This is a genomic window from Mesorhizobium loti R88b (assembly GCF_013170845.1).
GTDB lineage: Bacteria > Pseudomonadota > Alphaproteobacteria > Rhizobiales > Rhizobiaceae > Mesorhizobium > Mesorhizobium loti_B.
The window spans coordinates 3,457,005-3,470,312 of sequence record NZ_CP033367.1 but is presented as its reverse complement, the minus strand read 5'-3'; the positions used below and the strand labels follow the sequence as shown (position 1 = coordinate 3,470,312).

The following is a 13,308-nucleotide window of genomic DNA, read 5'->3' as shown; positions in this document are numbered from 1 at the left end:
ACCGGTCCCAGCTAGCGACAGCGCCACCTACCCCGCCGTGATCAACACCGTGCTCTCCGGTGACCAGCGCAGCACCACATCCTGCCCCTCAGCCAGCCGGTCGGACCCGGTGTTCTGCACGATGACCTTCAGCGTCTGGCCGGCACGCTCGACAAAATACGTGCTGTTGTTGCCGGCGAAGATGCGCTTGGACACCTGACCCTTGAGCGTGTTTGCATTGCCGTCCGAAGCTCCTCCATCCGTGGCAATCCGGATGCGTTCCGGCCGCACGGCGCAGCTCGCCTTGGCTCCCGCCGCAATTGTCTCCCCCACCCCAGCGGCAATTGCCGTACCGTCCGGCAACCGGATGCCATTGCCGGTCGAGTCACCGCGAAAGATGTTGGCATCGCCGAGGAAGGTGGCTGCAAACTCACTTTTCGGCCGGTCGTAGATCTCCTCCGGCGGCCCTTCCTGCACCACCCGCCCGTCGCGCAGAATGCCGATGCGGTCGCTCATCGTCAGCGCTTCTTCCTGGTCGTGGGTGACGAAGATGGTGGTGATGCCGATCTCGCGCTGAATGCGCTTGAGCTCGATCTGCATGTCGACGCGCAACGCCTTGTCGAGCGCACCAAGCGGCTCGTCGAGCAGCAGCACGCGCGGCTTGGTGACGATGGCACGCGCTAAGGCCACGCGCTGGCGCTGGCCGCCGGAGAGCTGGTGCGGACGGCGGCCGCCGAGCTTGCCCAACTGCACGAGATCGAGCGCACGCTGCACTTCCGTCGCAATAACCGCCTTGGCCTCGCCGCGGACCGACAGGCCAAAGGCGACATTGTCGGCTACGCTCATATTGGGAAACAGCGCATAGTTCTGGAACACCATGCCGATGCGCCGCTTCTCGACCGGCACCCGCTCGACGCTCTCGCCGCCAATGGAAATGCGGCCGCTGTCTGGAAAATCGAAGCCGGCGATCTGGCGCAGCAGCGTGGTTTTGCCGCTGCCCGACGGGCCGAGCAGTGCATAGAAGCCGCCATCGGCGAAATCGATGGAAACGTTGTCCAGCGCCTTGTGCGCGCCAAAGCTGCGCGAGACGTTGGATACCTGCACACCGGCCATTATTTCTCTCCGCCGAATTTGAAGAACCGCGCCGTGAGCAGCATCAGCGCCATCGACACGACAATGATGATTGTCGACACCGCATTGATCTCGGGCGTGAACCCCTTGCGGATCGCGGCATAGATTTCGACCGGCAGCGTCGTCTGCCCGGGCGTCGCCAGGAAGTAGGAGACGACGAATTGGTCGAACGACACCGCAAACGCAAACAGCCCGCCGGCAATGACGCCCGGCATGATCCACGGCAGCGTGACACGCCTCGTCACCTGCCACTGGTTGGCGCCGAGCGAGCGCGCCGCCTCTTCCAGCTCCGGCGCAAAAGTCTGCAGCCGCGCCGAGACGACGACGATGACATAGGGCAGCGCCAGCGCGACATGGCCGAGCAGGATGGCGAACAGGCCGCGCCCGATGCCGACGCCGAAAAAGAAAATCAGCATCGCCGTGCCTGTGATCAGCCAGGGAATGGCGATCGGCGGGAACAGCAGCGCCTGCAGCACCTTCTTGCCGCGAAATTCATAGCGGAAAAGCGCCAGCGACGCCGCCGAGCCGAGCACCACGCCGATGATGGTGGTGATGACCGCGATCTCGAGGCTGTTCCAGGTCGCGGCGATGATCTGATCGTCCTGCCAGAGCGACGTGTACCACTCGGTCGTCCATTCGAACGGCAACTGGTAGAAGGGCGAGACGTTGAACGACATCAGCGCCATGATGATGATGGGCAGATAGAGGAAGGCGAGCAGCAGTCCGACATAGAGGCGGCCAAGCCCTTCCAGGATACGCGTGGTCATCATCACGCAGCCCTCCGCAGCACCGGCGAGGCAACAGCCAGGATGCCCAGCACGACGGCCAGCAGGATGAAGGAGAGTGCCGCGCCCAATGGCCAGTTGAAGACGGCGACGAACTGGTCCTCGATGACAGTGCCGTAGAAGGTGCCGGTGCGGCCGCCGAGGATGCGCGGCTCCATGAACGAACCGACGACCGGCACGAAGACCAGTGCCGCACCCGCCACCAGGCCGGGCATCGACAGCGGAATGATCACTCGCTTCAGCACCTGCAGCCGCGAGGCGCCGAGCGAGCGGCCAGCCTCGATCAACGAGTCGTCGATCGCCTGCAAGGTGAGATAACAGGTTAGCACCATGTAGGGCACGTAGGAGTGCACCAGGCCGATAATGACGGCCGGATAGGAATACATGAGATCGATGTTGATCTTGAACGGCAGCACGGCATTGAGGGCCGTGTCGAGAATGCCGCCTTCGCGCAACACCATCGCCCAGGAAAAGATGCGCACCAGCCCGTTCGACCAGAACGGCAGGATGACCAGCAGGAAGATCGCCTCGCGGCTGCGCCCCTTCAGCACCTTGGCGAGCACATAGGCCGCGGGATAGCCGATGACGATGCACCACAGCGTGACTTCGAGACCGAGCCGCAACGAGGCGAGCAGCAACGTCAGATAAAGGCTCTGCGAGAAGAAGGCGGCATAGTTGCCGAGCGTGAACGCCCACGGCTTTCCCGTCAGCGGCAGATCGGTCATGAAGGAGAAAAAGACCATGGCCGAGAGCGGCAGGAAGATCGCCACCGTCAGCCAGAGATAGGCGGGCGCCAGCAGCGGCAGAGCCGATCTCAGCCCGCTGCGCGACGCAATCGCTCCCTCTACTGCCATGGCACCCTCCTCCCCAGGATTGCAAGAACCAGCCGGCGCGAACCGCCGGCTGGTCCGGACGCGAACTTTACTTCACGTCGACCTTCAGCTGCTGCCAGAGTGCCAGATAGGCCTCGCGCTGGGCGTCGGTGATCGGCGCCTGGAACTGGATGCGCTTGGCAACCTCGGGATCACCCATGACCTTGCGGTTGAAGGCGTCCTCCGGCAGCGCTTCCACCGCCTTGGTATTGGCCGACACCGGAGCTCCGACCTTGGTGACCCATTCGACATAGAATTTCGGGTCGATCATGTAGTTGATGAAGGCTTGCGCGCCTTCGACATTTTTCGAGCCCACCGGGATGGAGAAGGCGTCGAGCCAGGCGACGGCGCCCTCCTGCGGAATGACCAGCGAGACCGGCAGCTTGAAGTGGGTCTTGGCGCGGTCGGCCGAGCCGCTCCAATAGGTGCCGATGTCGATCTGGTTGGAGGCGACCATCTGGTTCCAGTCGTTCTCCGAGCTCCAGAAGGTCTTGATCTGCGGCATCAGCGAGGTGAGCTTGGTCTTGACCGCATCCATATCCTTGATGTCGTTGATGTTCTGGCCGGTGGCGATGGCGCCGAACTGCACCGCCTCGACGGCGTCGTCGCGGATGACGACACGGCCCTTGTGCGCGAGATCCCACATTTCGGCGATCGACGTCGGCGGCTTGTCGAAGGACTTTTCGTTGATGGCGAGCGCGGTGAGGCCCCACACCCACGGCACGCCATAGACCTTGCCGTCATGGTCGAGCATCGGCGACCCGGCCTTGTCCTTGCTGATGTCGGCATAGTTCGGCAGCTTGGAGGTGTCGATCGGCTGGATCAGCTTTTCCGCCATCGCCTGGTCGTTGAAGGCGGCGTTGATCATGACCACGTCATAGAGCCCGGGATTGGTCCGGATCTTGGTCAGCATTTCCTGTTCGGAATTGAAGAAATCGTTGACGACCTTGTTGCCGGTCGCCTTTTCGAAAGCCTCAACGGCCCATGGCTCGTCGGCGCCGTAGCCTTTCCAGTTGAGCACATGCACTTCGGCGGCACTGGCGGCCAGCGTGAGTGCGGTGGTGAAGACGGCAGTCGCCGTCAAGAGAGCAGTCAGTCTTGGCATGCGCATGGTTGGTTCCTCTCTTTGTTTGCCCGCTTCCCGGGCTTGTCAGGCTGTCTGATGGGCCTTCTGGGTCTGGCCTGGCGCGCCGGTCGCGGCGGCCTGGCTCAGGAAAGTCTGGATTTCAGCGTCGCTCGGCGCCGATGACCCGCCATGGCGCGTCACCGAAATCGCCGCTGCCGCGTTGGCGTAGCGCGCCGCCTCGAAGGGCGTGATGCCACGCGCCAACGCACTGACGAAAGCGCCGATATGGGTATCGCCGGCGCCGTTGGTGTCGATTGCCGCAACCTTGAAGCCGGCTACGGTTTGCGCCGTGCCATCGGCCAGCCTGACATGGCAGCCCTTGGCTGCGGAGCGGATGACGACACCGGCGGCCTGCGGGCAATGGTCGGCAAGGAGCCGCGCCGCCAGTGTCTCGACGTCACCGGGGCCGGCAATGTCGGCGGCTTCCGTCACGTTGCAGCTCAGCCATGTGGTTCGGGCGAGCACCCGCGACAGGATGGGGCGCGGAATATCGGAAATGACCGGCGTCGGGTCGAAGACAAAGGGAATTTTTGCCGGCAGCGCCTCGATCCAGTCGGTGAGCGCTTCGCGGCTGCCCAGATAGCTCAGCGTATAGCCCGAGGTGAACACCCAATCATCCGGCGCAACCACCACCGGCGCCATCATGTCGAGGCTGAGCACACTTTCAGCACCTGGCCATGAGACGAAGGTGCGTTCGGCATCGCTTGAGATCATGGCGACGCAATTGCCGCTGTCCATGGCGGGCGCTGGCGGTGTCAGCGTCTCGATGCCTTCCGCAGTGAAAGCAGCGCGCAAAAAATCGCCGTTCGGTCCGCTGCCGAGCTTGCCGCCGAACACCACCGTCATGCCGGTGCGGATGGCAGCGACCATCATGTTGAAGCCGCCACCGGCGACCTGGGCAAAGCTCGATGCCGTCTTCTCGGTGCCTGGCGCCGGCAAGGCGTCGATACGGTAGACATAGTCGACCACCGCACTTCCGATATGGACGAGGCGCCCGCTCATGCCGCCGCGTCCTTGCCGGAACCGGCTTTCACCACCCTTGCCGCCACGAGGTCGCCCGCAAGCGCGCGAACCTCCGACATGTCGATGCCGACGAGCCGGGCGACATGCTGCTGTGGCAACCGTGAAAAGCCGGTGCAGGCGCCGGCCATGCCGGCCGCGATGGCACCGATCGTGTCGGTGTCGCCGCCGAGATTGGCGCTGATGACGGCCGCTTGCCAGGGATCACCGCCGGCAACCTCCAGCACCGCGAAGGCCGCCGGAACCGATTCCTGGCTGGCGACGCCGGTGCCGACCAGATCGGTGATCAGCCTTATCGCGTCCTTCTTCATCTTGCCACGCACCAGGTCCTGCGCCCAGACGATGCGTGCAGCGATGTCGCCACCGGTCACCCAATGGCCAAGCGTCGCCGCTCGTCTGGCCGCCGCGACCGCGCTGTCGGAGGCAGCGCGCCAGTCACCACCGGAGACGCCGTGGCTAACGGCGGCCGCGACGGCGGCGGCAGAGGCTATGGCGATCGACGTGTTGTGGGTGGCCCGACAAGTCTCGGCCACCTTGGCAACGAACGCCTCGAGCGGCTCCAGCGCCATCATGATGCCGACCGGCGCGATGCGCATGGCCGCCCCGTTGGTGTCGCCGCTGCGCCCTGCCTCTTCTGCCGGCACGCCATTGTTGATGGCGTCGATGGCACGCTTGGTCGATGGCCCCAAGAGATCGTAGCTGCCGCGCGCCTTGACCTCGCGCTCCCAGTCAAGCAGCGCGTTGACCCAGCGTGCATGGTCGAAGCGCTCGCCCGATTCGACCAGAATGCGGCCGAGCAGCAGCGCCTGTTCGGTATCGTCGGTGATGGTGCCGGCCAGCAGTCCCTTCGACACCGGATGGTCGGCGAAGGGTGCGATGAAATCCTCGACATGGCCGTAGAGCTCGGCAATCCGGGTCGGCGACAGAAGCTGCGTCGGCATGCCGAGCGCATCTCCCAGCGCCCCACCGACAAGCGCGCCGATAGCGCGATCGAGCATGGTGTTGTTGGTGGTGCTGTTTGGCATCGCTCAAAACCTCATATGCAGCGCGAAATGCGCGGGATTGAGCAGGCTGGTGACATATTCGATCGGCCGGTCGTCGGCGGCGCGCGTCAGCCGCCGTCCGCGCAGGAAGGGCGTGCCTTGCGGGCAGCCGAGTATGGCCGCATCCTCGGCATTGAGCATCTCGATGCCGACCCATTCCTCGCCATGGTCGGGGATGAGGCCGGCGCCGCGCAGCGTCTGGTGCAGCGAACCTTCGCGCAGGCCGCGCAGCGGCACATCCTCCAGCTCCGGCGATAGCGGCAGGCGGCTGCGCTCGATGGAGATCGCATGGCCGTCACTGGCATTGGTGCGTACGCGGTCGACAGCGATGAAGAACGGGCTTTCGATCCCTAGCAAGGCAGCCAGATCGGGGTCTTCGATGACCTCCAGCCGCAGCGTCCGCGTCTCGGCATTGGCCCCGGCATTGGCCAGCGCCCGCGACCAGCCGATCGAATCGTCGACCGGCTTGCCGTCGAAGGTGACGAAGGAGCCGATGCCGACCTTGGTGGTGATCAGCCCGCGGCTGGACAGTTCCTCGAGGCCCTTGCGGACGGTGTTGCGGCTGACGGAAAAGCGCTGGACGAGCTCGTTCTCGCTTTGCAGGCGGTCGCCGAAACCGAGCACGCCGGAGCGGATTTCATGTTCCAGAACGGTAGCGATCTGCTCGGGCTTGCCCGTGCCGGGAGACAATTGAACCGTGCGCCGCTTCATATTCGTACCTGTTCAGTGAACCTGTATAATCCTGTTCAATATACGGTGACAAAGCGCGAGTCAATCCGATGCGGAAGACTGCTCAAGCAGGCAGCGAGCTCCAGAGATCCCCGCAAAATACGGTGGCAAGCCAGACAGCCGACCCCTTGGTCCGGTAGTGTGATAGGTTCCCCCTCGAAGGAGCACCATGTCCCATTCAACAGAGCATAAAAACCCCAAGCTGATCGTCGTGGTCGCGTTCGATCGCGGCGATGACGGTGAATTGTTTCCAGCCTTCGGCCCCGCCGATCAGCAGAGCGAAGACCGCGCCATACGTACAGCCCGAGGACTGGCGGCAAAACATGTCGGCGTCATCGCCTGGAGCCGCGATGCCGACCCGACACTCGGGGACTACGGCCCGCCGACCACGCTGTTTGTCAGCGGCGACGTCCCGGACATGGAGTAATCTATTGGGGCCAGGATCTGGCACGCACCCACTGTCGGAGGCCAGGCTATCGATATTGACTCGACGGCATCCTAAGCAGGGTCGAAAAAATAAAACGCGTTTTAATATATATTCATCCAAAGGAACGGTTTTCTCTCGATCCCGTTTGTCTGCAGGTCGTTTATTCCAATGACCTCCAAAGAGAGGAATCCCCCGATGAACTTCAAGATGCTCACGATGGGCGCGATGGCGCTTGCAATGATGACTGGCTCGGCGCTGGCCGCTGGCAGCACCGGCACATCCGCGCTCGACAATCCGGAAAAGATGGCGCCCTTCTATACGGACTCCGGCATGAAGACCATGAAGTCCGAAAAGGAATTCAAGGTAGCCTGGATGGCGATGAAGGAAGAAGACCGCGCTTCCATGAAGAAGGATTGCGGCGACAACGTCATCGGCAAGTCGCATGACAATTTCTGCAAGATGACCAAGCAGCTCGGCGGCGCCAACTGACGTCTTTGGGCGCATGCCCAAATGGAACAGCCGGAAAAGGCGGGCCAAGTGTCCGTCTTTTTCTGTTCAGCGGCGGCAACAGAAACCCGCCGCCTCCCCCGAAGGCAGCGGGTTCCTCGCGCGACCGGTGAGGGCATCCGAAAGACCGGCCGCCACGAACGGATCATCGATCGCACCATTACCGATGCGCCGTCATTCAAATTTGACATAGCAAACTGCAGTCAGCGGAGACGGGACGGATCATCACACCGCCGTGCCCTCGGATTCAATTCGCGACAACGGTCAAGCAAAGGTATAGGGCTGGTGCTTGGAGTGGCAAAACGCTGCTCGTCTGGCTTTGCGCCCATGTTTCAACCCATCGCGAATATCGAGGATGCGCAGACGCTGGCGCAGGCAATCGTCAATACGATCACCGAGCCGTTTCTCGTGCTTGATGAGAAGTTCCGTGTGCTGGCCGCCAGCCGTTCCTTCTACAAGACATTTGAAGTCGATCCGGAGCAGACCCAGGGCACACTGCTCTACGCCCTCGGCGACGGTCAGTGGGACATTCCCGCCCTTCGTGTGTTGCTGGAGACGATCATTCCCGAGAAGACCGCCATGGACGGTTTCGAGGTCGAGCATGATTTCCCGCGGATCGGCCGCCGCACCATGCTGCTCAACGCCCGCAAGGTGCTTTACGATCACAGCTCGGCGATCACCATCCTTCTCGCCTTTAACGACATAACGGCGCGCCGCGTCATCGAGCGCGAAAAGGAAGAATTGCTGCGCCGCACCGAGGATCTGCTTCAGCAGAAGGACGTGCTGTTGCGCGAAATGGAGCACCGGGTCGCCAACAGCCTGCAGATCATCGCCAGCATCCTGTTGCTGAAGGCACGCTCCGTCACCTCGGAAGAGACGCGCCAGCATCTGAAGGACGCCCACCAGCGTGTTCTGTCCGTGGCCGAGGTGCAACGCCACCTCCATACCTCTGTCGGCATCGACGAGATCGATGTCGGCTCCTACCTGCCGAAATTGTGCAGCAGCCTCGCATCATCCATGATCGGCGAAGCCCAGCCGATCACGGTCAATGTCACGGCCGAAGGCGGGAGAATGGATTCGCAAAGGGCGGTTAGCCTGGGGCTGATCGTCACCGAACTCGTCCTCAACGCCATCAAATATGCCTTCCCAAGGGAGAAGGCCGGCGCCTGTATCCAGGTGACCTTCGAAACCGCGGGCAGCGACTGGAAACTGACGGTATCGGACAATGGCGTTGGCAAGATCGCAAACGACTTGCCGAGCACCGGGCTTGGAACGGCCATCGTGGAGGCACTGGTCAGACAGCTGGAGGCCAAGGTGGAAACGATCAGCGACACCGACGGCACCAGCGTGTCGGTGACCCGCGCGACGTTCACCTCACGGGTGCCGCGCGCTGCGTAAAAACCGCTACCAGGAGGCCTGCCTTCCGGATATCGCCTCGATCCTGATCCGATAAAATAGATGGCTGCCTGAGACCGTCGCGGCATGGTCCGGCTTCAGCGCGCCTGGTTCCCACCAGTTCGCGTGCGCTGCAAGAAGCGACCAGGCAAATTTGCGGTCGATGTCTACCGGGGCAATCATCCTTTCGACACCGGCGGCACTGTCATCCAGATCATTCCCTTTGGGCAGCTCCTCGAAGAGACCCTCCACGACGACACTCTTCCAGCCATGAGCACCGCCCACATCATCGACCTGAAGACAGACATGGGGGTTGGCCTGCATCCACTCGACCTTCCTGCCGGGAAGCGAGAAACTGAAAATGGCGTCATCTCCGAAGGCAAAATGAATCGGCACCACATAGGGCCTGAGGTCGCGCACACAGGCCAGCCGGCCAAGGCGTTGCGTCTTCAACAGGGCAATGCAGTCCTGCCGCGTCATCTCCGTGACGTTCATCCGGTCCTCTTTCCCTTCAGCTGCGGCGATCGATACGGCTGATGCCCTTGATGGCCTCGGCTTCCGCGATGCCGATCAGCGCGTCGATACCCTGGATGGTCTCTATATGGCCGCGGGCCGCCACCATCCGCCTAAGGAGGTGAAGATCATCGCGAATTTCGCACAGGGTTGCTCTGAGTGTTGCGGGCATTGGGCAGCCTTCCGCAACTCAACTGTCTCGACGCAAGCCGGTTCCGTCGGCTTGAACGCAAAAGCCCGCTCCGGCATGCCGGGGCGGGCCTTGGAGGAGGATGAAGGGGTGGGACCCTCTCCTCTTGTTTCCACGGGGGGTGTGGACCGAATTCACAATACGAGAGTCGCGCAGAATTCTGGATCACAAGCCGGCTTGCTTCCATCACAATCCGGTGCGCTTCGATCTCAACGCGGTCACGGGATTGCGATCGTCCCGACGACTTGCGGACTGTTAGATGCGCCCTAGCACGACAAGGACGATAATGATCAGCAGCACAAGCCCGAGGCCGCCGCCGCCATAATAGCCGGTGCCATAGAACGGCCCGCCGCCGAGACCGCTGAAGCCGCCCAGCAGCGCGATGACAAGAATGATGATGAGGATGGTGCCGATGCTCATGGTGTTTTTCCCGCTCCTGTAGGCGCTGACACGCCGGTTTGAACATCGTCGCATGCGATGTTTCGAAGACGAGAACGTTCGAACAGCCTTACCGTTCCGCGTGATTATGACGAGGCGCGCGCGCAGACCGTTCGCCGGCAAAATGAAGGCCCGCCACCTTGCGGCAGCGGGCCTCATGACGTTTACCGCCTTAGCGGCGCGCGATCAGCAGGCACAGCTGCCGCAGGTCGCGGTCGTAGCCGCCTGAACTGGCCAGCACATCGACGCAGCGCTTCTTCATCCGCGCCACCTGGCTGTCCGACATCTCGGCGACGACGCCTGGCAGGCCAGGCTTGCTGGGGTTGGACGGGTTGCTTGGCGTGCTCGGATTTGTTCCGCCAACACCAATGCCGACACCGGCACCGATGCCATTGCCGATACCGACACCCGCGCCAACGCCAACACCGTTTTGGCCCCCCACTGACGCACCGAGGCCTGCGTTGACCCCGTTGTTGCCGCCGATGCTGGCTCCTGCGCCCGCATTGACGCCATTGCTGCCACCGACCGATGCACCGGCGCCGGCATTGATACCACCGCCGCCGCCAACTGAAGCACCAGCACCGGCATTAACGCCGCCACCACCCCCGACTGAAGCACCGGCACCGGCATTGACACCGCCACTGCCGCCGACAGAGGCGCCGGTGCCAACGCCGATTCCAGCGGCGTGGGCCGGCATGCATAGAACGGCCACGACAGCACCGCCCGCGAGGATCTTGGAAAGTCTTTTTGCGATACCAAACATGAGTCTCTCCCTGGGTTGTTCTAACAAACCGGACTTGAAAACCGGCTGTATGACCAACCTTCGGTCTCCATCATTGGTTGCTAAAATACATTTGACAACCTCTGGTACAGTTACCCGCATACCGGCCAATTCGAGACAATTGGACCCATCGAGAGGTATCAGCGGATAGGCGCCAGATCCGCAACCTTCAAACGGATCGACACCCCAGCAACAGCGTCCGGGTTGCTAGGATATCGACAACAGAAAGCCCGCCGAAATGGCGGGCTTTCCGACCGGCCGGAGGCCAGGAGAGTGCGGTCATAGCCTCACGGCTGGTGTTGCACTTCCGATCCCCGCACTCTTGGCCTCAGCGCCTCGCGATCAGCAGGCAAAGCTGCCGCAGGTCGCGATCATAGGTGCCTTCGCTGCTGAGCACGTCGGCACAGCGCTTCTTCATCCGCGCGATCTTGCCATCCGACATCTGAGCCACCACGCCCGGCAGATTAGGATGGCTGGGATTGCTTGGGTTGCTGGGATTGGACGGATTGCTGGGGTTCGACGGGTTGCTGGGATTGGTGCCACCACCGATGCCCACGCCGACACCAACGCCGATGCCGCCCGTGCCGCCGACATTGGCACCGAGCCCGGCGGTGACGCCGCCGGTTCCACCGACATTGGCGCCGGCGCCGGCATTGATACCACCGCTGCCGCCGACCGAGGCGCCGAGCCCGGCGCTGACGCCGTTCGAGCCGCCGACATTGGCGCCGGCTCCGGCGTTGACGCCACCGCTGCCACCGACGGAAGCGCCGGCACCGGCACTGATGCCGCCGCTGCCGCCAATCGAGGCACCGACGCCGGCATTGACGCCACCGCTGCCGCCAATCGAGGCACCGACCCCAACACCGAGCCCTGCAGCTTGCGCCGGCAAGGACAGAACGACGACTATTGCACTACCTGCCAACACACTGGCGACTGTTCTGATGGTAAAAGCCATAACACTCTCCTGTTGTCGTTGCGCTAAGGCAGTCGGCACACGGCCGATTGCAAACTCAACTACGCAACAGAAGAGATTCAGTTTCAAATTGTCCAATACGGGATAATTTAATGGTATTAATTGTTGAAATTAACAAATGACAATAATAATAGACGTATAATTTAATTGTAAAAAATATTATTCGGAGAATACCAAAATAATCGATATATTATACCTATCGATAAGAAAAACGTTTTTTTGACTCTCTTGCGCCTTTGAGCACGCCAGTCTGCGGCTGTGGCGCTTTGTCGTGAGCTCTGGATAGCGCTGAAGCCGCTCAGCGGTGGCCTGGAGATGTCCCCATGGGCGCTATGTGATCGCTCTCGTCAGACCAGGTCGATATCATGCATGCCGCTGGCAATCGGCAATCCGCACACCGCTTGGATGGGAAAACTGCCCAAACCAGTCGAAGCCACGGAACGGCCCCCCTGTTTTTGCCGGCCGTGCCGTTCTTAGAAAACCCGGTACAACAGCCTGTAGGGCACGCGCTTCATATAGTCGCGATATTCGGGCAGCGAGGACAGCAACGCCTCCTCGCGCATGATACGATACAGCTGCATGTAGGTGATGACGGCATAGACCGCGAAATTGTGGAAGGAAAAGGCCGACAGCAGGAAGAGAACGTGTCCGGCAAGATAGCCGGCATAGATCGGGTGCCGCACAATCCGGTATGCGCCGCCGGTCATCACACCACGATTGGCAGGCAGGATAGCAAAGGAGCGGCCCAGAGAAGCCTTGCCCCAGATGACGAACAACAGCGCCAGGATCTGCAGCGGCGCGGCAATATCGACGGGAACAAACGCTGTGCCGGGTTCCAGGCTGATCAGCACAACCCCGAAACTGGCGGTGATGGAGACGATGACCGTGAGCGGATTCCAGTCACGCGTGACCGGGCGCCGCGACAACAGCAGCCAGGTGAAGGTAAGAATCTCGGACATCGCCGCCAGCGCTGCATTGAGCCGCGTGGGATCCTCTAACAGCTGGTGTACGCCGCGATAGACAAACAGCCCCGCGCACACCAGGGCACAGGCGCGAAAGAAACCTTCGCGAAGATCGACCAGGATCTCGCGCTTGCGCGCTTCGGATATCGCGACCTGATCGGAGCGCGACAGCGTTTCACTTTTTGGCATGAGCAAGGCAAACACCCCGGTGGTCCTCAGGGGAGGACCATTGCATGCAAGCATTGCCGGGCGGTTAACCGGCAAGATCGGAATGATGCCAATCGGAATCTGCGTCGGGTATGCGATCATGCTCGGACATTGTCGGGCGCGGGCCTGCAAGACAGCAAGCCGGACCGGGGAAACCAAGGTCAAACACAAATGGGCAGCGGCTAACACAAGAACGCCGCGGCCCTGGGCGCGAGCGACCTCGCAGCTTG

Annotated in this window: 16 protein-coding genes; 3 read left to right on the top strand and 13 right to left on the bottom strand. The window is 62.0% G+C overall.

All coding sequences use genetic code 11. The features are described from left to right. Positions 1 to 27 precede the first annotated feature (27 nt). The 7 genes from EB235_RS17030 to EB235_RS17000 all read right to left on the bottom strand — a co-directional run bounded on the left by EB235_RS17030 (position 28) and on the right by EB235_RS17000 (position 6,667). Positions 28 to 1,092 carry an ABC transporter ATP-binding protein gene (locus EB235_RS17030; protein ID WP_027029861.1) on the bottom strand — a complete coding sequence of 355 codons (1,065 nt, stop codon included), beginning with the start codon at positions 1,090 to 1,092 and terminating at the stop codon, positions 28 to 30. Then, on the bottom strand, positions 1,092 to 1,880 hold the full coding sequence (locus EB235_RS17025) for an ABC transporter permease (protein WP_027029862.1): 789 nt from the start codon (positions 1,878 to 1,880) through the stop codon (positions 1,092 to 1,094). The genes EB235_RS17030 and EB235_RS17025 overlap by 1 nt, the downstream gene beginning before the upstream one ends. Further along, the gene (locus EB235_RS17020) at positions 1,880 to 2,749 is read right to left on the bottom strand and encodes an ABC transporter permease (protein WP_027029863.1); all 870 of its coding nucleotides are present in this window, start codon (positions 2,747 to 2,749) and stop codon (positions 1,880 to 1,882) included. The genes EB235_RS17025 and EB235_RS17020 overlap by 1 nt, the downstream gene beginning before the upstream one ends. Positions 2,750 to 2,816: 67 nt before the next feature. Then, positions 2,817 to 3,878 carry an ABC transporter substrate-binding protein gene (locus EB235_RS17015; RefSeq protein ID WP_027029864.1) on the bottom strand — a complete coding sequence of 354 codons (1,062 nt, stop codon included), beginning with the start codon at positions 3,876 to 3,878 and terminating at the stop codon, positions 2,817 to 2,819. Positions 3,879 to 3,917: 39 nt separating this feature from the next. Beyond that, entirely contained in the window at positions 3,918 to 4,895 is a 978-nt protein-coding gene (locus EB235_RS17010; protein ID WP_027029865.1) for a PfkB family carbohydrate kinase, read from the bottom strand. Next, positions 4,892 to 5,938 (bottom strand): ADP-ribosylglycohydrolase family protein, encoded by a 1,047-nt coding sequence (locus EB235_RS17005; protein WP_027029866.1) that lies wholly within the window; start codon positions 5,936 to 5,938, stop codon positions 4,892 to 4,894. The genes EB235_RS17010 and EB235_RS17005 overlap by 4 nt, the downstream gene beginning before the upstream one ends. 3 nt (positions 5,939 to 5,941) lie before the next feature. Continuing rightward, complete coding sequence (locus EB235_RS17000) at positions 5,942 to 6,667, bottom strand: GntR family transcriptional regulator (RefSeq protein WP_027029867.1); 726 nt, start codon at positions 6,665 to 6,667, stop codon at positions 5,942 to 5,944. Positions 6,668 to 6,854: 187 nt separating this feature from the next. Between EB235_RS17000 and EB235_RS16995 the strand changes: the two genes are divergently transcribed. The 3 genes from EB235_RS16995 to EB235_RS16985 all read left to right on the top strand — a co-directional run bounded on the left by EB235_RS16995 (position 6,855) and on the right by EB235_RS16985 (position 9,017). Beyond that, positions 6,855 to 7,112: a hypothetical protein gene (locus EB235_RS16995; protein ID WP_027029868.1), complete on the top strand. Its 258-nt coding sequence runs from the start codon at positions 6,855 to 6,857 to the stop codon at positions 7,110 to 7,112. A 195-nt stretch (positions 7,113 to 7,307) separates the two neighbouring features. Continuing rightward, entirely contained in the window at positions 7,308 to 7,601 is a 294-nt protein-coding gene (locus EB235_RS16990) for a hypothetical protein (RefSeq protein ID WP_027029869.1), read from the top strand. A 345-nt stretch (positions 7,602 to 7,946) separates the two neighbouring features. Further along, the gene (locus tag EB235_RS16985; protein ID WP_027029870.1) at positions 7,947 to 9,017 is read left to right on the top strand and encodes a sensor histidine kinase; all 1,071 of its coding nucleotides are present in this window, start codon (positions 7,947 to 7,949) and stop codon (positions 9,015 to 9,017) included. 6 nt (positions 9,018 to 9,023) lie between these two features. Here the strand turns inward: EB235_RS16985 and EB235_RS16980 are convergent, their stop codons facing one another. From EB235_RS16980 to EB235_RS16955, 6 genes are all read right to left on the bottom strand, one after another. Continuing rightward, positions 9,024 to 9,509: a pyridoxamine 5'-phosphate oxidase family protein gene (locus tag EB235_RS16980; protein ID WP_027029871.1), complete on the bottom strand. Its 486-nt coding sequence runs from the start codon at positions 9,507 to 9,509 to the stop codon at positions 9,024 to 9,026. A gap of 16 nt (positions 9,510 to 9,525) precedes the next feature. Beyond that, entirely contained in the window at positions 9,526 to 9,699 is a 174-nt protein-coding gene (locus EB235_RS16975; RefSeq protein WP_155256315.1) for a hypothetical protein, read from the bottom strand. 273 nt (positions 9,700 to 9,972) lie between these two features. Next, complete coding sequence (locus EB235_RS16970) at positions 9,973 to 10,137, bottom strand: DUF3309 family protein (protein ID WP_080680761.1); 165 nt, start codon at positions 10,135 to 10,137, stop codon at positions 9,973 to 9,975. A 190-nt stretch (positions 10,138 to 10,327) separates the two neighbouring features. Next, on the bottom strand, positions 10,328 to 10,918 hold the full coding sequence (locus EB235_RS16965; RefSeq protein WP_027029872.1) for a hypothetical protein: 591 nt from the start codon (positions 10,916 to 10,918) through the stop codon (positions 10,328 to 10,330). 346 nt (positions 10,919 to 11,264) lie between these two features. Further along, on the bottom strand, positions 11,265 to 11,891 hold the full coding sequence (locus tag EB235_RS16960) for a hypothetical protein (protein ID WP_027029873.1): 627 nt from the start codon (positions 11,889 to 11,891) through the stop codon (positions 11,265 to 11,267). A gap of 491 nt (positions 11,892 to 12,382) precedes the next feature. Then, positions 12,383 to 13,210 (bottom strand): methyltransferase family protein, encoded by an 828-nt coding sequence (locus EB235_RS16955; RefSeq protein ID WP_245268778.1) that lies wholly within the window; start codon positions 13,208 to 13,210, stop codon positions 12,383 to 12,385. Between the last annotated feature and the right edge of the window lie 98 nt (positions 13,211 to 13,308).